Genomic DNA, 19,156 nt, shown 5'->3' on the forward strand with positions numbered 1-19,156 from the left:
GCCTGTCAATGTGGCTGTCAATCTTGAACCCGGCGCGCGGCCGTGCGACCGGAGGCGCATGACAGATCATCCGACTCTCGCGCTGGTCACCGGCGCCTCGCGCGGCCTCGGGGCCGCCATCGCCGAACGCCTGGCCGCGAACGGCACCCACGTCGTCGCGGTCGCCCGCACCCAGGGCGCGCTGGAGGAGCTCGACGACCGGATCCAGGCCGCCGGCGGCCAGGCGACGCTGGCGCCCATGGACATCTGCGACGCCGGCGCGATGCAGCATCTGTGCCGTAACATCCACGACCGTTGGGGCGCGCTGCCGCTCTGGGTCCACACGGCCGTGCAAACGCCGCCGCTGTCGCCCGCGACAATGGCCGACGACAAGGATTTCGCCAAGGCGCTCGACACCAACGTCACTGCACTGCAACGGCTCATCCCCTATGTCTCGCCGCTCCTGATGGCGTCGGGGGGCGGGCAGGCGGTGTTCTTCGACGACGACCGGCCGCTGAAGTTCGCCTCGGCCTACATGGCGACGAAGGCCGCGCAGCGCGCCCTGATCAACGCCTGGCAGGCGGAGGCGACGACGGCCCGGGCCGCGCGCGTCCATCTGCTGACGCCGCGCCCCATGCCCACCGCGGTCCGCGGACGCTTCCACCCGAGCGAGAACCGCGACGCGCTTGCCAGTCCGCACGACGAGGCCGCGCGCCTCATGGGCGGCATCGGTCTCTGACGGGTCAGTTGCCCGCCATCTCCCGCGCGCGGGCGGCCAAGTCCTCGGCGCGGGCGGCCAGCGTGTCGATGCGGTCGATGGCCGACTGCGGCACGACTTCCTTCACCACTTCGCGGACCTCGGGTTCCGGCTTCGGATGGGCCTGCATCTCGTCCAGAAGCTGCGTCTGCTGCACCAGCCGCCGGTCGAGCGTCCGCAGCTCCTCCTCGGCGGAAATCGCCTTGTCGGCCAGCATCAGCCCCGCCATCAGCAGCATCCGGTCCTGCGTCAGCCGCGTGCCGCTGGCGACCAGCGCCTGCGCCTCGCGGTCGAGCATCTCGGCCGCCGCGTTCAGATAGCCTTCCTCGCCCGGCTGGCAGGCGACCTGGAACGACCGGCCGCCGATCTCGATGGTCATGTCAGGCATCCGCAGTCTCCAGCATGGGTTCCAGTTCGGCCAGCAGGGCCTTCATCTCGGTCAGGTCCTGCGCCCGCGCCGCACGCATCGCGTCCAGTTCGGCGCGCAGCCGCGCGACCTCTCCGTCATCCGCGGGGTCGGCGTCATCCTGCCGCTCCGCCCGCTTCGTGACCCGCCTGAGCTTGGCCTCCCGGTCGCGGGCCTCCTGCTCCAGCGCCTCGATCCGCTGACGGGCCTCCGCCAGTTCGGCCGGGTCCGCCGCGGGTGCCGCGGGCCCGCTCGACGCGGCGGTCGCCGCCTCCAGCGCATCCGCCGTCGCGGCGAGCGCCGCCTCCAGCCGTGCGATGCGGGTGTCGAATTCCGCCTGTTCCGCCATGTTCCGTCCCTTGGTCTGGGTTGCGCGCCCAAGGGAACGCAAATGCGCGCCCATGTCAAAGGCCGCGCGCGCGATCCTTGCACAGCGGCCACGGCCTGCTAGGGAAGGTCCAAAGCGACGGAGAACCCCGATGACCGATCAGAGCCCCGACCTCGACGCCCTGCGCGCCGCCCATCCCGACCACTGGCGCCGGGCCGCCGCCATCCGCACCCTGACGCTCGACGCCGTTGCCGCCGCCAATTCCGGGCATTCCGGGATGCCCATGGGCATGGCCGACGTGGCGACCGTGCTCTGGGAAAAACACCTCAAGTTCGATGCGAGCCGCCCCGAATGGCCCGACCGCGACCGCTTCGTCCTGTCGGCCGGCCACGGGTCGATGCTGCTCTATTCGCTGCTCTACCTGACGGGCTACCCCAAGATGACGCTCGACCAGATCCGCGACTTCCGCCAACTCGGCGGGATCACGGCGGGCCATCCCGAATACCGCCACGCCCCGGGGATCGAGGCGACGACCGGCCCGCTGGGCCAGGGCATCGCCATGTCCGTCGGCATGGCCATCGCCGAGGAGGTGCAGCGCGCCCGCTACGGCCGCAAGATCGTCGACCACTACACCTGGGTCATCGCCGGTGACGGCTGCCTGATGGAGGGGGTGAGCCAGGAAGCCATCGCGCTCGCCGGCAAGCTGGAGCTTTCGAAGCTGATCGTGATGTGGGACGACAACCGCATCACCATCGACGGCAAGGTCGAGCTGTCCGACGTCACCGACCAGAAGCAGCGGTTCAAGGCCAGCGGCTGGGACGTGATCGAGGTGGACGGCCACGACCCCGACGCCATCGACGTGGCGCTGAACCAGGCCAAGAAGGGCAAGAAGCCCACCATGATCGCCTGCCGCACGCATATCGCGCTCGGCTCCGGCGCGCAGGACACGGCCAAGGGCCACGGCGCCCTGACCGACCCCGACCTGATCTCCGCGACCAAGCGCGCCTACGGCTGGGAGGAGGCGCCCTTCGACATTCCCGCCGACCTCAAGTCCCAGTGGGAGGCCATCGGATCGCGCGGCGCCGAGGCCCGCGCCGAATGGGAGACCCGCCTGGCAGAGATGGGGTCCGGCAAGCGGGCCGATTTCGAGCGCGCGCTCAAGGGCGAGGCCCCGCGCCGCCTCTCCGCCACGATCAAGGCCCTCAAGCGCCAGATCGCCGAGGGCCAGCCGTCGGTGGCCACGCGCAAGTCGTCGGAAATGGTTCTGGAAGTCGTCAACCCGATCATGGCCGAGACCATCGGCGGATCGGCCGACCTCACCGGGTCGAACAACACCCTGACCGAGGGGCTGGGCATCTTCGACGCGGACAACCGCGCGGGCCGCTACATCCACTACGGCATCCGCGAACACGGCATGGCCGCGGCGCTGAACGGGATGGCGCTGCACGGCGGCGTGCGCCCCTATGGCGGGACGTTCTTCTGCTTCACCGACTACGCCCGCCCCGCGATGCGCCTGTCGGCGCTGATGGGCGTGCCCGTCACCTATGTGATGACCCACGACAGCATCGGACTGGGCGAGGACGGCCCGACCCATCAGCCGATCGAACACCTGGCCATGTGCCGCGCCACGCCGAACACCCACGTCTTCCGCCCCTGCGACACCGTCGAGACGGCGGAGGCGTGGGAACTCGCGCTGACCTCCGAGCGCACCCCCTCCATCCTGACGCTGACGCGGCAGAACGTGGCGACGCTGCGCAAGGACTACACCAGCAAGAACCTGGTCGCGCAGGGGGCTTACGTTCTGGCCGATGCGACCGCCAAGCGCATGGTCATCCTGATGGCCACCGGCTCCGAGGTCGAGATCGCCATGGCCGCCCGCGACCTGCTGGAGCGTGACGGCATCGGCACGCGCGTCGTCTCCATGCCTTGCTGGGAGCTGTTCGAGGAGCAGGACGAGAAGTACCGCCGCAAGGTCCTGCCCGCCGGCCCCGTCCGCGTGGCGGTCGAGGCGGCGACCCGCTTCGGCTGGGACCGCTGGCTCTATGGCGAGCGGGGCCGCCGCGACAAGGGCGCCTTCGTCGGCATGCACGGCTTCGGCGCCTCCGCCCCGGCGGAAGACCTCTACAAGCACTTCGGCATCACCGCCGATGCGGTCGCACAGGCGGCGCGCGACATGCTCTGATGCACTTCGGGCGCGCGTCGGCCAGTCGCCGCGCGTCCGTCCCCATCGGGCCGCAATTCGGCCGGATTACCGCGCCATCCCGATGGCATGAACGCCGTTACCCCCCTGTCCGGCCCCGTTGCTCTGTTCGTCGATGGCGACAACCTGTCGCCCGATCACGCGTCCCGCATCGCCGCCTTCGCCGCGCGCCAAGGGTCCGCGGACATCCGTCGCGTCTACGGCGACGTCACGCGGTTGGGCGGCTGGCGCGACGCCCCCGGCTTCCGCACCATCCACGCCGGCTGCGGCAAGAACGCGGCCGACGTGCTCCTTTGCATCGACGCGATGGAGGTGGCCTTGACCGGCCGGGCCGCGACCGTGATCGTCGCAAGCTCCGACGGCGATTTCGTGCATCTGGCGCAACGCCTGCGCGAAGGCGGCATCCACGTGGTCGGCATGGGCGAAGCGAAGGCACCGGCCGCCTTCCGCGACGCCTGCCATCGGTTCGAGGTTCTGGCGCTGGAAGGCGTGGCGTCCGGGATCACGACCCTGGATCGCGGTATCCGCAAGATGATCGCGCAACACAGCACTGAAGGCAAAGGCATGGCCATCGCAGCCTTGGGTGCGCATATGAGCAGCCTTCACGGCACGGTCATCGGCTCACTGCCCGAAAAGACATGGCGCGCCTATCTTTCCGCCCGGCCCGCGCTCTATGACCTCGACCCTCGCGGTCCGGACGCCCGCGTCCGGTTCCGACCAGCGCCGTTTCAAGCCACGACCTGAGCTCAATGCGCCTCCGCCCCGTGGCCCGGCAACAGCCCCACCAGCGGGATCAGCGCGAACCCGAGCGTCAGCCCGACCACCCCGTCCAGCACCGCCGTCACCAGCCATTCCACCGCGCCCTTCGCCCCCGGCGCCACGCCCGCCACCGCGACGGCAGCGTGATGGATCACGTCGTAGGGGCCGGACCACGCGATCTCGCCCAGGGCGTGCACCACGATGTTGCCGCCGACCCAGATCATCGCGGCGGTGCCCACCATGGTCAGCCCCCGCAGGAACCCCGGCATCCCCCGCACCACGCCGCGGCCGAAGGCGCGGGTCGGCTCCAGCCGCGCGTTCTCGGCCAGGGCCAGCCCCATGTCGTCGGCCTTCACGATCAGCGCGACCGCGCCGTAGACGATGACGGTGATGCCGATACCCGCCACGCCGAGGGCCGCCGCCTCGAACCAGATGGGCCGGTTCGGGTCGAGTGCCGCGAGGATGATCGTCATGATCTCGGCCGACAGGATGAAGTCCGTCTTGATCGCCCCCTTGACCCGCTGCTCCTCCAGATGCGTGGCGTCGAGCGGGGTCGTGGCCGGGTCGATCTTCGCCTCGGTCCCCTTGCCGAACAGCGACCGATAGACCTTCAGCCCGCCCTCGTAACACAGGTAAAGCCCCCCCATCAGCAGGAACACGGGGATCAGCCAGGGCGCGAAGCTCGACAGCAGCATGGCGATGGGCAGCAGGATCACCAGCTTGTTGAACACCGACGCCCGCGCGATCTTGTAGACGATGGGCAGTTCGCGCGCGGCCTGAAACCCGTGGACGTACTTGGGCGTCACGGCCGCGTCGTCGATCACCGCGCCCGCCGCCTTGGCCCCCGCCTTGGCCGCCTGCCCCGCGATGTCGTCGATCGAGGCCGAGGCCACCTTGGCGATGGCCGCCACGTCGTCGAGTAGTGCCAGAAGTCCGCTCATCGCGCCCGAATCCCCCGTGTTGCGTCGGGCGACGATCAACCGCCCGCCCCGAGCCGTCAACGAAGGACCGCCGCCGGGTTAGCGCAAACCGTTAGCGCCACCGGCGACCTTTAACGCTAACACCCTGCTCTGCGGGGCTTTTCAAGGTTGCCGCGGCACGTCACGCCGGCCTATCGCCTTGCCATCGAAACGGAGGCGGACATGACGGTCACAATCGGCATCAACGGATTCGGTCGCATCGGACGCTGCACCCTGGCCCATATCGCCAGCGCCGGCCGCAACGACGTCAGCGTCGTCAGGATGAACGCCACCGGCCCCATCGCCACCAACGCCCACCTCCTGCGCTACGACAGCGTGCACGGGCGCTTCGGCGGCGAGGTGCGGGTGAACGACGACACCATCGACCTGGGCCACGGGCCGATCAAGGTCTTTTCCACCTACGATCCGCAGGAGCTGGACTGGGAAGGCGTGGACGTGGTGCTGGAATGCACCGGCAAGTTCAACGACCGCGAGGCCGCCGCCGTCCACCTGTCGCGCGGCGCCAAGCGCGTGCTTGTCTCGGCGCCGGCGAAGAACGCCGACCTGACCGTGGTCTACGGCGTGAACCATCGCGCGCTGACCCGCGACCATCACGTCGCGTCGAATGCCTCCTGCACGACCAACTGCCTCGCGCCGCTGGCCAAGGTGCTGAACGACGCCATCGGCATCGAAAGCGGCATCATGACCACGATCCACAGCTACACCGGCGACCAGCCGACGCTCGACCGGCGGCATGACGACCTGTACCGCGCACGGGCGGCGGCGATGGCGATGATCCCGACCTCGACCGGCGCGGCCCGCGCCCTGGGCGAGGTGGTGCCGGAGCTTGCCGGCAAGCTCGACGGGACGGCGCTGCGGGTGCCCACCCCGAACGTCAGCGCGGTCGATCTGACCTTCCAGGCGTCGAAGGACGTGACCGTCGCCGACGTGAACGCCGTGGTGGCCGAGGCGGCGGCGGGCCACATGGGCGCGGTCCTCGCCTACGATCCGGAACCGAAGGTCAGCGTGGACTTCAACCACACCACCCACAGCAGCATCTTCGCCCCCGACCAGACCAAGGTCGTCGGCCGCACCGTGCGGGTGCTGGCATGGTACGACAACGAATGGGGCTTTTCCTGCCGCATGGCCGATGTCGCGGCACATATGGGCCGCCTGATCTGACGGCTTGCAAACCGGGGCGGCGGGCGCGAAGGGTCGCGCCATGACCAATTCCGTCGCCGCCCTTCTCGCCGTCCTGATCGTCGTTCTGATCGGGGCGGACTGGGCGCTGAATGACGCCGACGCGCTGACGTTCCTCGGACGCAAGCTTGTGGAGTTGATCGAATACATGGCCTTCTGGCGCTAGCGACGCGACGCGGTTGCGCGGCGGGGCCGGCCCATGCTAGCGCGGACCGGAACCGTTAGCGGTAACGACCCGTTGCGGCGCAAGTCAGTCATCACCCGCACGGAGGTCAACATGGTCAAGGTCGCAATCAACGGATTCGGGCGCATCGGGCGCAACATCCTGCGCGCCGTCGTCGAATCGGGCCGAGAGGATATCGAGGTCGTCGCGATCAACGACCTGGGGCCGGTCGAGACCAACGCCCATCTTCTCCAGTTCGACAGCGTGCACGGCCGCTTCCCGGCCGAGGTGACGACGGGCGACGACTGGATCGACGTGGGGCGCGGCCGCATCAAGGTCACGGCCATGCGCGACCCCGCCGACCTGCCTTGGACGGACGTGGACATCGCCCTGGAATGCACCGGCATCTTCACCAGCAAGGAACAGTGCCAGGCGCATCTGGACAACGGATCGAAGCGCGTCCTGATTTCAGCCCCGGGCAAGGACGCCGACAAGACCGTGGTCTATGGCGTCAACTCCGACCAGCTGACGGCCAAGGACATCATCGTCTCGAACGCCTCCTGCACCACGAACTGCCTCGCCCCCGTCGCCTCCGTCCTGCATGACGCAATCGGGATCGAGCGCGGGTTCATGACCACGATCCACAGCTACACTGGCGACCAGCCGACGCTGGACACGATGCACAAGGATCTCTACCGCGCCCGCGCCGCGGCCCTGTCGATGATCCCGACCTCGACCGGCGCGGCCAAGGCGGTGGGGCTGGTGCTGCCCGACCTGAACGGCAAGCTCGACGGCGTGGCGATCCGGGTGCCGACGCCCAACGTCTCCGTCGTGGACCTGACGTTCACCGCCGCCCGCGACACGACGGTGGAGGAGATCAACGACGCCATCCGCAGCGCGGCCGACGGCAAGCTCAAGGGCATCCTGGCCTATACGGACCGCAAGCTGGTCAGCAGCGACTTCAACCACGATCCCCATTCCTCGACCGTCGCGATGGACCAGACCAAGGTGATGGACGGCGGCAAGATGTGCCGGATCCTGACGTGGTACGACAACGAATGGGGCTTCTCCAACCGGATGGCGGATACGGCCGTGGCGATGGGCAAGCTGATCTGAAAATGTTTCGCGTGCGAAACATCGTTTATTGACAAAAGGTTAAGTTGACGGCCGTCAACACTGGGGGATGCGATGGGCTTCAGGACACTCGACGACATGGAGCTTTCGGGAAAGGTCGTCCTGACCCGCGTGGACATCAACGTCCCCGTGGAAAACGGCCGCGTGACCGACACCACCCGCATCGACCGGATCGTCCCCACCGTCCGCGACCTGCGGGCGGCGGGGGCCAGGGTCGTGCTCCTGGCGCACTTCGGCCGACCCAAGGGCAAGGTCGTGCCCGAGATGTCGCTGAAGCAGGTCGTGCCCTCTCTGTCCGACGCGCTCGGGGTCGAAGTGGGGTTCGCGGATGGCAACTACGGCCAGGCGGTGAGCGGGATGGAGGACGGCGACGTCCTCCTGTTCGAAAACGTGCGCTTCAATCCGGGTGAGGAATCCGACGACGAAGGTTTCGCAAGACGGCTGGCGGGCCTTGGCGACGTCTACTGCAACGACGCCTTCTCGGCCGCGCACCGGGCCCATGCGACGACGCACGCGCTGGCCCGGATGCTGCCCGCCTGCGCCGGCCGGTCGATGGAGGCGGAGCTGAAGGCGCTGGAGGCGGCGCTCGGCTCGCCCAGGCCCCCGGTCGCCGCCGTGGTCGGCGGGGCCAAGGTGTCGTCGAAGCTCGACCTGCTGGCGAACCTCGTGACCAAGGTGCAGCACCTCATCATCGGCGGCGGCATGGCGAACACCTTCCTGGCCGCGCAGGGCGTGGACGTGCAGAAGTCGCTTTGCGAACATGACCTCCTCGACACCGCCCGCGACATCGCCGCGCGGGCCGAACAGGCCGGTTGCGCCATCCTGCTGCCCCGCGACGTCGTCGTGGCACAGGAGTTCCGCGCCAACCCCGAGACGCGCACCGTCAAGGCCGAGGAGGTTCCCGAAGGCTGGATGATCCTCGACGCGGGGCCGGACTCGGTCATGCACATCCGCACCGTGCTGGACGGCTGCGCCACGCTGGTCTGGAACGGCCCGCTCGGCGCCTTCGAGATGGAGCCTTTCGACCGCGCGACGACCGCCGCCGCGCAGCACGCCGCCAAGCTGACGCGCGACGGGGCGCTGGTGTCGGTGGCGGGCGGCGGCGACACGGTCGCGGCGCTGAACCACGCGGGCGTGGCGGAGGACTTCACCTATATCTCCACCGCCGGGGGCGCGTTCCTCGAATGGATGGAAGGCAAGGAATTGCCGGGCGTCGCGGCGCTGTCGGCCTGACCGCCGCCCCGACGGCGCGTTAGCGCAACCACGCTTGCGGCAGCATCCGCCCCGGCCTACTCCGCTTGGCAACCAGTCATCGCCGGAGGGGCCATCATGACCGATCAGGACAAAGCCGCGAAAATCCGCGCGGGCAACGGCTTCGTCGCCGCGCTGGACCAGTCGGGGGGGTCGACGCCCAAGGCGCTGCGGCAATACGGCATCTCCGAAGACCGTTACTCCGGCGAGGAGGAGATGTTCGACCTGATCCACGGCATGCGTGAGCGCATCGTGCGCTCGCCCGCCTTCACCGGCGACAAGGTCGTCGGCGCCATCCTGTTCGAGCAGACGATGGACCGCACCTTCGACGGCGTGCCCGCGGCCGAGTACCTGTGGAAAAAGCGCGGCGTGGTGCCGTTCCTCAAGATCGACAAGGGGCTGGAGGATGCGGCCAACGGCGTGAAGCTGATGAAGCCCATGCCGGACCTCGACGCCACGCTGGCGCGGGCGAAGAAGCTGGGCATCTTCGGAACCAAGGAACGCTCGGTCATCGACGCGGCGAACGAAGGTGGCATCGAAGCCATCGTGGCGCAGCAGTTCGACATCGGCCGGCAGGTGCTGGCCCACGACCTGGTGCCCATGCTGGAGCCGGAAATCACCATCAGCATCCCCGACAAGGCCGAGGCCGAGAAGATCCTGCGCGACTGCATCCTGCGCCATCTGGACGGGATGAAGGGCGACGATCAGATCATGCTCAAGCTGACCCTGCCGGAGGAAGCGGGCTTCTACGCTCCGTTGGCCGACCACCCGAAGGTGATGCGCGTCGTGGCCCTGTCGGGCGGATACTCCCGGGAGGAGGCGAACGCCCGGCTGGCGAAGAACCCCAAGGTGATCGCCAGCTTCAGCCGTGCCCTGACCGAGGGCCTGTCGGACGCCCAGAGCGATGCGGAGTTCGACGCGACGCTGCGCGATACCATCGACAGCATCCACGCGGCATCGGTCGCCTGATCGGGAATTCACAGGCGCGATCCCCTGTGGCATAAGAAACCGGAGCGGCCCGTCAGAGGCCGCCCGCACAACGGCACGAGCAGGACGGCAGATATGGCGAACCCCCGCAGACGCGCAGGATACGGCGTGATCCTTCCGCTGGCCCTGATCGGTTTCGGCGGATATTTCGTCTTCGCGGCGGTTCAGGGGGAATACGGCGTGTTCCGGCGGGTGGAACTGGACGCGCAGCGCGAGATGCTGATCGCGGAACTTCGGCTGCTCGACGCGGAGGCCGCGAAGATGCGCGACCGGACGCTGCGCCTGTCGGACGAATACCTCGACCTCGACCTTCTGGACGAGCGGGCGCGGCTGGTCCTCGGGCTTGCGCGGACCGACGAGATCGTCGTCGAATAGGCTTCGATGGGTCTCGCGTCCGCGATCCGCAAAGACGCTTTCCCCTGCGAAACGACTCTGCTAGCAAATAGTTTAACGTTGAACGTTTCCGCGACCATGGGAGGGGGCGCCGCGATGGCCACCAGGAAAACCGCCGAGAAGGCGAAGTCGAACGTCTCGAAGGACGAGCTTCTTCAATACTACCGGGACATGCTGCTGATCCGCCGCTTCGAGGAAAAGGCGGGCCAGCTTTACGGCATGGGCCTGATCGGCGGTTTCTGCCACCTCTACATCGGTCAGGAAGCGGTCGTCGTCGGGCTGGAGGCCGCGGCCAAGGAAGGCGACAAGCGCATCACCAGCTACCGCGATCATGGCCACATGCTCGCCTGCGGCATGGACCCCAAGGGCGTCATGGCCGAGCTGACCGGCCGGGAGGACGGGTACAGCAAGGGCAAGGGCGGCTCGATGCACATGTTCTCGAAGGAAAAGCACTTCTACGGCGGCCACGGCATCGTCGGCGCGCAGGTTCCGATCGGCGCGGGGCTGGCATTTTCGGACAAGTACCGCGGCAACGACAACGTCACCTTCACCTATTTCGGCGACGGTGCGGCGAACCAGGGCCAGGTCTACGAGACCTACAACATGGCGGAACTCTGGGACCTGCCGGTGATCTTCGTGATCGAGAACAACCAGTACGCCATGGGCACCTCGACAAAGCGGTCGACGAAATCGCCCAGCTACTGGAAGCGTGGCGAGGCCTACGGGATCGAGGGGGAGGAAGTCGACGGCATGGACGTGCTCGCCGTGCGCGACGCGGGCATGCGGGCGGTGGAATACTGCCGCGCCGGCAAGGGCCCCTACATCCTGGAGATCAAGACCTACCGCTATCGCGGCCACTCCATGTCGGACCCGGCGAAGTACCGGACCCGCGACGAGGTTCAGAAGATGCGCGAGGAGCGCGATGCCATCGAGATGGTCCGCCAGATGCTGCTGACCGGCGACCACGCGACCGAGGAAGACCTCAAGGCCGTCGACAAGGAAATCAAGGACATCGTGAACGAGAGCGCCGAGTTCGCCAAGGAGAGCCCGGAGCCGGCCGTCGAAGAACTCTGGACCGATATCTACGCCGATGAAATTCCGCAGGAGGCCGTGTGATGGCGACCGAGATCCTGATGCCCGCCCTGTCCCCCACCATGGAGGAAGGCACGCTGGCCAAGTGGCTGGTCAAGGAGGGAGACACCGTATCCTCCGGTGACATCCTGGCCGAGATCGAGACCGACAAGGCCACGATGGAGTTCGAGGCCGTCGATGAAGGCGTGATCGGCAAGATCATCGTTGCGGAAGGGACGGAGGGGGTGAGGGTCAACTCGCCCATCGCCGTCCTGCTGGAAGAAGGCGAGAGCGCTGACGACATCGAGGTGTCGGAGGCCCCGAAGCCTGCAAAATCCGACAACGAGGACGACAAGGCCCCCGCGCCCAAGCCCGCCCAGGCGCGCTCCGACGACACGCCCGCGCCGCAGTCCAAAGCCTCGCCCGACTGGCCGGAGGGCACCGAGATGGTGACCATGACCGTCCGCGAAGCCATCCGCGAAGCCATGTCCGAGGAGATGCGCCGCGACGAGGACGTGTTCCTGATGGGGGAGGAGGTGGCCGAATACGAAGGCGCCTACAAGATCAGCCAGGGGATGCTGGACGAGTTCGGGGCGCGCCGCGTCATCGACACGCCGATCACCGAGCACGGCTTCACCGGCATCGCTGTCGGCGCGGCCTTCGGCGGCCTGCGTCCCATCGTCGAGTTCATGACCTTCAACTTCGCCATGCAGGCGATCGACCAGATCATCAACTCCGCGGCCAAGACGCTCTACATGTCCGGCGGCCAGATGGGCGCGCCGATGGTGTTCCGCGGCCCCAATGGTGCCGCCGCCCGCGTGGGCGCCCAGCACAGCCAGGACTACGCGGCGTGGTACGCCTCGATCCCCGGCCTGAAGGTGGTGATGCCCTATTCGGCCGCCGACGCGAAGGGCCTGATGAAGACGGCGATCCGCGATGCGAACCCCGTCATCTTCCTCGAGAACGAGATCCTCTACGGCAAGTCGTTCGAAGTGCCCAAGCTGGACGACTTCACCGTGCCCTTCGGCAAGGCGAAGATCTGGCGCGAGGGCAAGGACGTGACGCTGGTGAGTTGGGGGATCGGCATGACCTATGCCCTGGAAGCCGCCGACAGGCTCGCCGAAGACGGCATCGAGGCCGAGGTCATCGACCTGCGGACGCTGCGGCCCGTCGACTATGACACGGTGCTGGCATCGGTCATGAGGACGAACCGCTGCGTGCTGGTCGAGGAAGGCTTCCCCGTCGCCAGCTTTTCGGACCACATGGCGTCGACGATCATGCAGCGGGCGTTCGACTACCTCGACGCGCCGGTCCTGACCTGCACCGGCAAGGACGTCCCCATGCCCTATGCGGCCAACCTTGAAAAACTGGCGCTGGTGACGACCGACGAAGTGGTCGAAGCCGTCCGCAACGTCACCTACCGCTGAGGGAGAACAGACATGGCAACCGAGATCCTCATGCCCGCCCTGTCCCCGACGATGGAGGAGGGGACGCTCGCGAAATGGTTGGTCAAGGAAGGGGACACCGTCTCCTCCGGCGACCTTCTGGCCGAGATCGAGACCGACAAGGCCACGATGGAATTCGAGGCCGTCGATGAAGGCGTGATCGGCAAGCTGATCGTGGCCGAGGGCACCGAAGGGGTGAAGGTCAACTCGCCCATTGCCGTCCTGCTGGAGGAGGGCGAGGATGCGTCGGCCATCGACAGCGCCTCTTCCGGCGGATCGTCAAACGCGGCCCCCGCCGAACCCTCGCCCGCGACCGAACCCGCCAAGGGCTACGGCCGTGACGGGGGCGCGGCGGCTGAAAAATCGTCCAGCCCCGAACCGAAAAAGGGCGACCGCATTTTCGCGACCCCCCTCGCCCGGCGCATCGCCAAGGATAAGGGCCTCGACCTGGCCGAGATAAACGGCTCCGGTCCGCGCGGCCGGATCGTCAAGTCCGACGTGGAAAACGCCCAGCCCGGCACCTCCGCCAAACCCGCGCAGCAAGAGGCGCCGAAAGCGGCCCCCGAAGGCCAGAAACCCGCCATGCCCGCCGGCATGACCGCGGACCAGGTCGCCAAGATGTACGAAGGGCGCGAGTACGAGGAGGTCAAGCTCGACGGCATGCGCAAGACCATCGCCGGCCGCCTGACCGAGGCCAAGCAGACCATTCCACATTTCTACCTTCGCCGCGACATCCGGCTGGACGCCCTGCTCAAGTTCCGCAGCCAGTTGAACAAGCAACTCGAAGGCCGCGGGGTGAAGCTTTCTGTCAACGACTTCATCATCAAGGCCGGCGCCATCGCGCTCCAGCAGGTGCCCGACGCGAACGCCGTCTGGGCCGGGGACCGCATCCTCAAGCTGAAGCCTTCGGACGTGGCCGTGGCCGTGGCCATCGAAGGGGGGCTGTTCACCCCCGTCCTGAAGGACGCGCAAATGAAATCCCTGTCGGCCCTCTCGGCCGAGATGAAGGACCTCGCCGCCCGTGCCCGCGATCGCAAGCTCGCGCCGCACGAATATCAGGGCGGCAGCTTCGCCATCTCGAACCTCGGCATGTTCGGCATCGACAACTTCGACGCGGTCATCAACCCGCCCCACGGCTCGATCCTCGCGGTCGGCGCGGGCGTGAAGAAGCCCGTCGTCGGCGCCGACGGAGAGATCACCTCCGCCACCGTCATGTCCGTGACGCTGAGCGTGGATCACCGGGTGATCGACGGCGCTCTGGGGGCAAACTTCCTCCAGGCGATCGCCGACTGCCTCGAAAACCCGATCACGATGCTGGCCTGATCCGGAAACACCGGTCTGCCGGGGGCGTCATGCCTCCGGCGAACCCACCCCGAACAGCTGGTCCATCATCACCGATGGCTGCACGCAGCCCGCTTCGCCCACGATCCGTGCGGGAACGCCGGCGACCGTCTTCATCGGCGGCACCTCCTCCAGCACGACGGACCCGGCCGCGATCCGCGAGCAATGGCCCACGCGGATGTTTCCAAGGATCTTGGCGCCCGCGCCGATCAGCACGCCATCGCCGATCTTCGGATGCCGGTCGTCGTCCTCCTTGCCGGTCCCGCCCAGCGTAACGGAATGGAGCATGGAGACGTTGTCGCCCACCACCGCCGTCTCGCCGATCACGATGGCATGGGCGTGGTCGATCATGATGCCCCGGCCGATGCGGGCGTTTGGGTGAATATCCACCCCGAACGTCTCGCTCACCTTCATCTGCACGAACAGTGCAAGGTCCCGCCGGCCGCGCCGCCAAAGCCAATGCCCGATCCGATAGCATTGCAGCGCCTGAAAGCCCTTGAAGAAAAGGAACGGCTCGATGAAGCGCTCGCAGGCCGGATCCCGCTCGAAGACGGCCACGATATCGGCCCGCGCGGCCTGCGCGATGGAATCGTCGTCCGCCATGGCATCGTCCGCGATCTCCCGCAGAACCTGCTCGCTCATCTCACCCGACGCCAGCTTTTGCGCGAACCGGCACGCCAGTGCCTTCTCGAACGACGCGTGGTGCAGCACCGCGGAATGAATCAAACCGCCCAGCAGCGGCTCATCGGCAACCGCCTGACGGGCTTCCTCCGTCGTGCGGCTCCAGACCGGGTCGATCGCCTGAACGCGCTTGTCAGCCAATGGCATACGATCCCTTTCCGTATCGCGGGCCTCTACCGTAACTCAACGGATCGCGGCCCGCAAACCGCCCTCAGCCGACCGCCACCTCCGCGAATTGGCCCGGTCCGACCTCGTCCGACACCTGCGCGACCCGGACCCGCAGGTCATCGCGCGACCCCCAGGTGCCCACGTCCAGTGAAACCTCGCTCCGGCTCACCGACGTCTCGACGACGACGACGTCCTCCGGTGCGACGACCTGCACCAGATATCTTTCCGACGCCTCGCCCAGCGGCACATCGGCGATATCCCAGCCGCCCATGTCCAACCGCGATCTGCGAACCCAGTTCAGCAGCAGCCGCGCGCCCTCCCGCCGGCATCGCAGATGCACCGGGGCATAGGGCCGCAACCCCTCCCCCATGGCGACCTGCGTCGCGGGGCTGAACGCCTCGTTGTCGATCGGCAGGTTCGCGGGTCCGCAGAGATAGTGGATATCCAGCCCCACTCTCTCGCGCGGCAGGTCGATCTGGGTCAGCGTCTCGTCAAGAAACACCACGCGGCTTCCCACGGGATGGGCCTTTCGCATCGCATGTTCCGTCCCCCGCTGCCCGCGCAGCCGGTTGGACAGGGCCCAGACACCCGGCGCCACCAGCCGGGCGTCCCGGAACTGAAGAACCTCCCACCCCCGGATCGACCCGTCACCGATGGCCACCGCGTTCGCGCCGGCCAGCAACGCCGTCTCGCTCACCGAAGACAGCGCGCCCATGTCCAACTGCACCAACAACTCATCGCCGCGGTCCCATATCCCCGGCCGCGCCGGCTCCAGCACCGTTCGCGTAGCACCGACCAGCGATGGCGCCTCGATCAATCTGTTGAAGCGGTAGCCGCTTCCGTCGATGGACGCATGCAAGGCCACCGCCCCCGGCCAGGGCCGCGCCGCCACCGCGACCCAGGGCGCGTGCGCCACCTCCTGCCCCGTCAGAAGCGGCAGCTCCAGGTAGGTCGCATCCACCGGCAGCGGGGCCAGCGGCCGTGTCCGCCCCGATCCGTCCTCGACCTCGTCGCTCGGCTCGAAGATCGCCCGCTCGGTCCGCACCGCCTTGATCCGCCGGGCGCCGGCATCGTCCAGCCGGTCCACGCGCCACAGGTCGGCGGTGTCGTCGATCCGAAGCAGGTCTCCGACCCCGACGCTCCGGTTCGACGGCGCGATGTCCAGGTCCACGACATCCCTCACGATCCCCGCCTCCGACAGGAACCGCTCGGCCAGGCCATGCGCCTCCCCCTTGGTCAGGGACAGCGGAAGCTCCGTCTCCGACACCGGCAGGCTGCCCGTCCCCGGCTTCATCGCATCCGCGATCCTGACCTCGAAGTCTCCCGCCGCATCTACGTGATGCACAATGACGCGCCGCGCGATCTCGGCCTCCGGCGCGCGGTGCCGCGCGATGATCGGACCGTCGCGGCGCACCAGGCTCTCGTCCGACACGGCCCGCTCGACAGCGTCCGCCCGCATCGAGAACACGAGCACCCCGTTCCGCTCCCGCGCCTCGATGCCATGTGCGATCATCAGCGGCTGAAGGTCGGCCCGCGCATTCTGCACGTTGGTCATGACATAGCCGCGCACCACCCCGTGAACGCCGGATACGTCAAAGGCCTCCAGTCCGCTCGCCCGACAGATTTCCGCGATGACCGTCGCCAGCGGCTGGTTGCCCGTCCGCCCGGAAATCCAGTGCCCGCGCGCATAGTTGACCCCATCGGACCAGAGATCTGTCAGCTCGGGGAAATACGGCCACGGCCGCGTGTCCCAGGCCCAGGCAAAACTGTGCGCCAGATCGACCATCGGCTCCGCATCGTTCCGCCTGCGCCAATGGTCGATGAATGCCCGCAGGTACTGCACCTGCATCGCATCGTCGCGCCGCCCGTTGGAGTAGAACGGCAGGCCCGACTCCGACGACTTCTCGTCAAAGAACCGGTTGGGCTGGTTGGCGCCCTTGTCGATGGCCGCGCAGCCGAACTCGGTGAACCGCACGGGCTTCGAGCCGGGCAGCCACGCGGTCGGCAGATCGCTCCGCACCCCGTCGATCCGGTCGTGATGCAGATTGCCCCACCAGCCCGCGATATCCTTGTATCGCCAGACCCAGGGCTCCTTATGCTCGCCGTCGGTGATCGGCACGCGCCGCTGGGCATCCCGGGCTTCGGGCGTGGGGTAAGACCAGTCGAACCCTTCGCCCCCTTCGACGTTCTGTCGCAGGTAGTCGATGTTCCCCACCGATCCGGCACCGGCATCCAGATGATCGCGCCCCGCGCGCCAGTCGGCCATAGGCATGTAGTTGTCGATGCCGACGAAGTCGACGTTCCCGTCCGCCCACAGCGGGTCGAGGTGGAAATGCACGTTCCCCGTATCCTGCGGGTGATAGCCGAAATATTCCGACCAATCCGCGGCATAGCCGATCTTCGCATCCGGCAGGATCTTCCGCACTTCCGCCGCCAGGCTCCGCATCGCGGCCACCGCCGGAAAGCTGTCGCCCGCGCCCCGGATCTGCGTCAGCGCGCGCATCTCCGACCCGATGCAAAAGGCTTCGACACCGCCCGCTTCGGCACAGAGCGTCGCATAGTGCAGGATGAACCGCCGATAGGACCAGTCGTCCTCCGGCCCCGCGACGACGGTGCGGCTCGGCCCCAGGATCGGATCGATGACCCGCACCGCGAAATCACCGGCCCGCGCCCGACCGAAGAAGCGGTCCACCTCCGCCTCCGCCGCCGCGCTGCGGTCGGTGCTGCCGTCCATCCCCGCGGCCCGCGTCGTGGTGATCCGTCCGCGCCAGGGCAGCGCCGCCTGCTCCTCCCCGCCCCAGGGGTCGGGCAGGCCGTTCCCGGCCATCTGCTCCATCAGGATGAAGGGATAGAACGTGACGTCCAGCCCCTCCTTGTTCAGATGGCGGATCGCCTCGATCACCGACGCGTCGCTCGGCGTCCCGCCATAGACCGGCCGCCCGTCCAGCGCCGGCACCCTTCCGGCCCGCGACCGGCGCACGCCCGACACGTTCCAGGGCTGTGGCGTCCCGTCCACCTCGGTCTGCTCGACCTTGGGCCGGATCGCGCAATCCCCGCACCGCAGGTCGTCCCCGAACCACGACACCACCAGCGATACCGACTTCAGGTTCGGCATTTCCTCCGTCAGGTCGCGCATGGCGACGCGGAAATCGGACGACGTCTGCGCGGTGTTGATGTTGGCCGACTCCTTCGCGCCGCCCCCGTGGTCGTAATGCACGGCGGTCGTGGCCAGCGCATATTCCCCCGTCCCCGGCACGAGCGCGACGCCTTCGATCAGCTCGGCCGGCGAGGCGACCTGCCCCTCGGCCCGCGCATGGCGCAGCACCTCGAAAGTCAGATGCGGAACCCGGTTCCCGAAAGGCGTCAGGTCCAGGTCCTCGATCACCACATAGGCCGTGCCGCGGAACGCGGGCGCGTTGCCCCTTCCGTCCACCGCCTCGATCAGCGCATCGGGCAACTGGTCCTCGGTCCCACGATAGACCCGCATCTGGATCGACCGTCGCGCGATCTCGCTGCCGTCCGCCCAGATTCGGCCCACCCGCGCGATCTCCCCCTCGCACAGCGCCATGGCGAGCGAGATCGAATAGCTGTAGGTCGTCTGCTTCGGCGGCTTCGGTCCGCCCTTGCCACTGCCGCCGGTGCTTTCACGGTGCTCCTTGAACCGGGTGGCCCAGATCACCTGCCCGCCGACGCGCACGCGCCCGACGACACGGGGGATCGCGCTGCCTTCGGACGCTCCGGTCAGGCGCAGCCGGTCCATGCGGCCATGCTCCACCGCCTCCGATCCGCTGCCCATGATCGACTGGTCGATGACCCGCCCCACCGTCGCACCCACGGCCCGCCCGATGACGGCCCCGCTGACGCCCAGGATCGAGCCGCCAAGGCTCCCGCCGACGGCGGCGCCCACGGCCCCCAGTACAAGTGTCGCCATCAG

Annotated in this window: 17 protein-coding genes; 12 read left to right on the forward strand and 5 right to left on the reverse strand. The window is 68.0% G+C overall.

All coding sequences use genetic code 11. The features are described 5' to 3' along the window. Positions 1-58 precede the first annotated feature (58 nt). The gene (locus tag JAN5088_RS14795; protein ID WP_055683592.1) at positions 59-718 is read left to right on the forward strand and encodes an SDR family NAD(P)-dependent oxidoreductase; all 660 of its coding nucleotides are present in this window, start codon (positions 59-61) and stop codon (positions 716-718) included. Positions 719-722: 4 nt separating this feature from the next. Here JAN5088_RS14795 and JAN5088_RS14800 read toward each other — a convergent pair whose 3' ends face one another. Continuing rightward, positions 723-1,124: a cell division protein ZapA gene (locus JAN5088_RS14800; protein ID WP_055683593.1), complete on the reverse strand. Its 402-nt coding sequence runs from the start codon at positions 1,122-1,124 to the stop codon at positions 723-725. Next, positions 1,117-1,491, reverse strand: a complete 375-nt coding sequence (locus JAN5088_RS14805; protein WP_055683594.1) for a hypothetical protein — start codon at positions 1,489-1,491, stop codon at positions 1,117-1,119. The genes JAN5088_RS14800 and JAN5088_RS14805 overlap by 8 nt, the downstream gene beginning before the upstream one ends. 130 nt (positions 1,492-1,621) lie before the next feature. Here JAN5088_RS14805 and tkt point away from each other — a divergent pair, with 130 nt between their 5' ends. After that, positions 1,622-3,652, forward strand: a complete 2,031-nt coding sequence (gene tkt, locus JAN5088_RS14810) for a transketolase (protein WP_055683595.1) — start codon at positions 1,622-1,624, stop codon at positions 3,650-3,652. An 87-nt stretch (positions 3,653-3,739) separates the two neighbouring features. Then, positions 3,740-4,414: an NYN domain-containing protein gene (locus tag JAN5088_RS14815; RefSeq protein ID WP_233489805.1), complete on the forward strand. Its 675-nt coding sequence runs from the start codon at positions 3,740-3,742 to the stop codon at positions 4,412-4,414. A gap of 2 nt (positions 4,415-4,416) precedes the next feature. On the opposite strand, the gene JAN5088_RS14820 is transcribed toward JAN5088_RS14815, so the two are convergent. Then, the gene (locus JAN5088_RS14820; RefSeq protein ID WP_055683596.1) at positions 4,417-5,370 is read right to left on the reverse strand and encodes a DUF808 domain-containing protein; all 954 of its coding nucleotides are present in this window, start codon (positions 5,368-5,370) and stop codon (positions 4,417-4,419) included. Between the two features lie 201 nt (positions 5,371-5,571). Here JAN5088_RS14820 and gap (JAN5088_RS14825) point away from each other — a divergent pair, with 201 nt between their 5' ends. From gap (JAN5088_RS14825) to JAN5088_RS14865, 9 genes are all read left to right on the forward strand, one after another. Next, positions 5,572-6,570 carry a type I glyceraldehyde-3-phosphate dehydrogenase gene (gene gap, locus JAN5088_RS14825; protein WP_055683597.1) on the forward strand — a complete coding sequence of 333 codons (999 nt, stop codon included), beginning with the start codon at positions 5,572-5,574 and terminating at the stop codon, positions 6,568-6,570. Between the two features lie 40 nt (positions 6,571-6,610). Continuing rightward, positions 6,611-6,754 carry a hypothetical protein gene (locus JAN5088_RS19075; protein ID WP_055683598.1) on the forward strand — a complete coding sequence of 48 codons (144 nt, stop codon included), beginning with the start codon at positions 6,611-6,613 and terminating at the stop codon, positions 6,752-6,754. Between the two features lie 111 nt (positions 6,755-6,865). Then, positions 6,866-7,867: a type I glyceraldehyde-3-phosphate dehydrogenase gene (gap, locus tag JAN5088_RS14835; RefSeq protein WP_055683805.1), complete on the forward strand. Its 1,002-nt coding sequence runs from the start codon at positions 6,866-6,868 to the stop codon at positions 7,865-7,867. A 72-nt stretch (positions 7,868-7,939) separates the two neighbouring features. Continuing rightward, complete coding sequence (locus JAN5088_RS14840; RefSeq protein ID WP_055683599.1) at positions 7,940-9,118, forward strand: phosphoglycerate kinase; 1,179 nt, start codon at positions 7,940-7,942, stop codon at positions 9,116-9,118. A gap of 96 nt (positions 9,119-9,214) precedes the next feature. Then, positions 9,215-10,105: a fructose bisphosphate aldolase gene (locus JAN5088_RS14845; RefSeq protein WP_055683600.1), complete on the forward strand. Its 891-nt coding sequence runs from the start codon at positions 9,215-9,217 to the stop codon at positions 10,103-10,105. Between the two features lie 93 nt (positions 10,106-10,198). Then, a complete protein-coding gene (locus tag JAN5088_RS14850; RefSeq protein WP_055683601.1) occupies positions 10,199-10,498 on the forward strand; it encodes an FtsB family cell division protein in 300 nt (99 codons plus the stop codon). 114 nt (positions 10,499-10,612) lie between these two features. Further along, positions 10,613-11,632, forward strand: coding sequence for a pyruvate dehydrogenase (acetyl-transferring) E1 component subunit alpha (gene pdhA, locus JAN5088_RS14855; protein ID WP_055683602.1), 1,020 nt, complete (start codon positions 10,613-10,615; stop codon positions 11,630-11,632). Then, positions 11,632-13,014, forward strand: coding sequence for a pyruvate dehydrogenase complex E1 component subunit beta (locus tag JAN5088_RS14860; protein ID WP_055683603.1), 1,383 nt, complete (start codon positions 11,632-11,634; stop codon positions 13,012-13,014). Before pdhA ends, JAN5088_RS14860 begins: the two co-directional genes overlap by 1 nt. A 12-nt stretch (positions 13,015-13,026) precedes the next feature. Next, positions 13,027-14,355, forward strand: coding sequence for a pyruvate dehydrogenase complex dihydrolipoamide acetyltransferase (locus JAN5088_RS14865; protein ID WP_055683604.1), 1,329 nt, complete (start codon positions 13,027-13,029; stop codon positions 14,353-14,355). Between the two features lie 27 nt (positions 14,356-14,382). Here JAN5088_RS14865 and cysE read toward each other — a convergent pair whose 3' ends face one another. Together cysE and JAN5088_RS14875 are read right to left on the reverse strand one after the other, a co-directional pair. Next, entirely contained in the window at positions 14,383-15,201 is an 819-nt protein-coding gene (cysE, locus tag JAN5088_RS14870; protein ID WP_055683605.1) for a serine O-acetyltransferase, read from the reverse strand. Positions 15,202-15,265: 64 nt separating this feature from the next. After that, a complete protein-coding gene (locus JAN5088_RS14875) occupies positions 15,266-19,153 on the reverse strand; it encodes a baseplate multidomain protein megatron (RefSeq protein WP_055683606.1) in 3,888 nt (1,295 codons plus the stop codon). Positions 19,154-19,156 lie beyond the last annotated feature (3 nt).

This window comes from Jannaschia rubra (assembly GCF_001403735.1).
In the GTDB taxonomy this organism is placed as follows: domain Bacteria; phylum Pseudomonadota; class Alphaproteobacteria; order Rhodobacterales; family Rhodobacteraceae; genus Jannaschia; species Jannaschia rubra.

Excerpts from the sequence above, each read along its gene's own strand:
- tkt (WP_055683595.1), top strand. The coding sequence starts at position 1,622 with ATGACCGATCAGAGCCCCGACCTCGACGCCCTGCGCGCCGCCCATCCC.
- JAN5088_RS14865 (WP_055683604.1), top strand. The coding sequence starts at position 13,027 with ATGGCAACCGAGATCCTCATGCCCGCCCTGTCCCCGACGATGGAGGAG.
- JAN5088_RS19075 (WP_055683598.1), top strand. The coding sequence starts at position 6,611 with ATGACCAATTCCGTCGCCGCCCTTCTCGCCGTCCTGATCGTCGTTCTG.
- JAN5088_RS14815 (WP_233489805.1), top strand. The coding sequence starts at position 3,740 with ATGAACGCCGTTACCCCCCTGTCCGGCCCCGTTGCTCTGTTCGTCGAT.
- pdhA (WP_055683602.1), top strand. The coding sequence starts at position 10,613 with ATGGCCACCAGGAAAACCGCCGAGAAGGCGAAGTCGAACGTCTCGAAG.
- JAN5088_RS14795 (WP_055683592.1), top strand. The coding sequence starts at position 59 with ATGACAGATCATCCGACTCTCGCGCTGGTCACCGGCGCCTCGCGCGGC.
- JAN5088_RS14845 (WP_055683600.1), top strand. The coding sequence starts at position 9,215 with ATGACCGATCAGGACAAAGCCGCGAAAATCCGCGCGGGCAACGGCTTC.
- JAN5088_RS14875 (WP_055683606.1), bottom strand. The coding sequence starts at position 19,153 with ATGGCGACACTTGTACTGGGGGCCGTGGGCGCCGCCGTCGGCGGGAGC.
- gap (WP_055683805.1), top strand. The coding sequence starts at position 6,866 with ATGGTCAAGGTCGCAATCAACGGATTCGGGCGCATCGGGCGCAACATC.
- JAN5088_RS14805 (WP_055683594.1), bottom strand. The coding sequence starts at position 1,491 with ATGGCGGAACAGGCGGAATTCGACACCCGCATCGCACGGCTGGAGGCG.
- cysE (WP_055683605.1), bottom strand. The coding sequence starts at position 15,201 with ATGCCATTGGCTGACAAGCGCGTTCAGGCGATCGACCCGGTCTGGAGC.
- JAN5088_RS14860 (WP_055683603.1), top strand. The coding sequence starts at position 11,632 with ATGGCGACCGAGATCCTGATGCCCGCCCTGTCCCCCACCATGGAGGAA.
- JAN5088_RS14850 (WP_055683601.1), top strand. The coding sequence starts at position 10,199 with ATGGCGAACCCCCGCAGACGCGCAGGATACGGCGTGATCCTTCCGCTG.
- gap (WP_055683597.1), top strand. The coding sequence starts at position 5,572 with ATGACGGTCACAATCGGCATCAACGGATTCGGTCGCATCGGACGCTGC.
- JAN5088_RS14840 (WP_055683599.1), top strand. The coding sequence starts at position 7,940 with ATGGGCTTCAGGACACTCGACGACATGGAGCTTTCGGGAAAGGTCGTC.
- JAN5088_RS14820 (WP_055683596.1), bottom strand. The coding sequence starts at position 5,370 with ATGAGCGGACTTCTGGCACTACTCGACGACGTGGCGGCCATCGCCAAG.
- JAN5088_RS14800 (WP_055683593.1), bottom strand. The coding sequence starts at position 1,124 with ATGCCTGACATGACCATCGAGATCGGCGGCCGGTCGTTCCAGGTCGCC.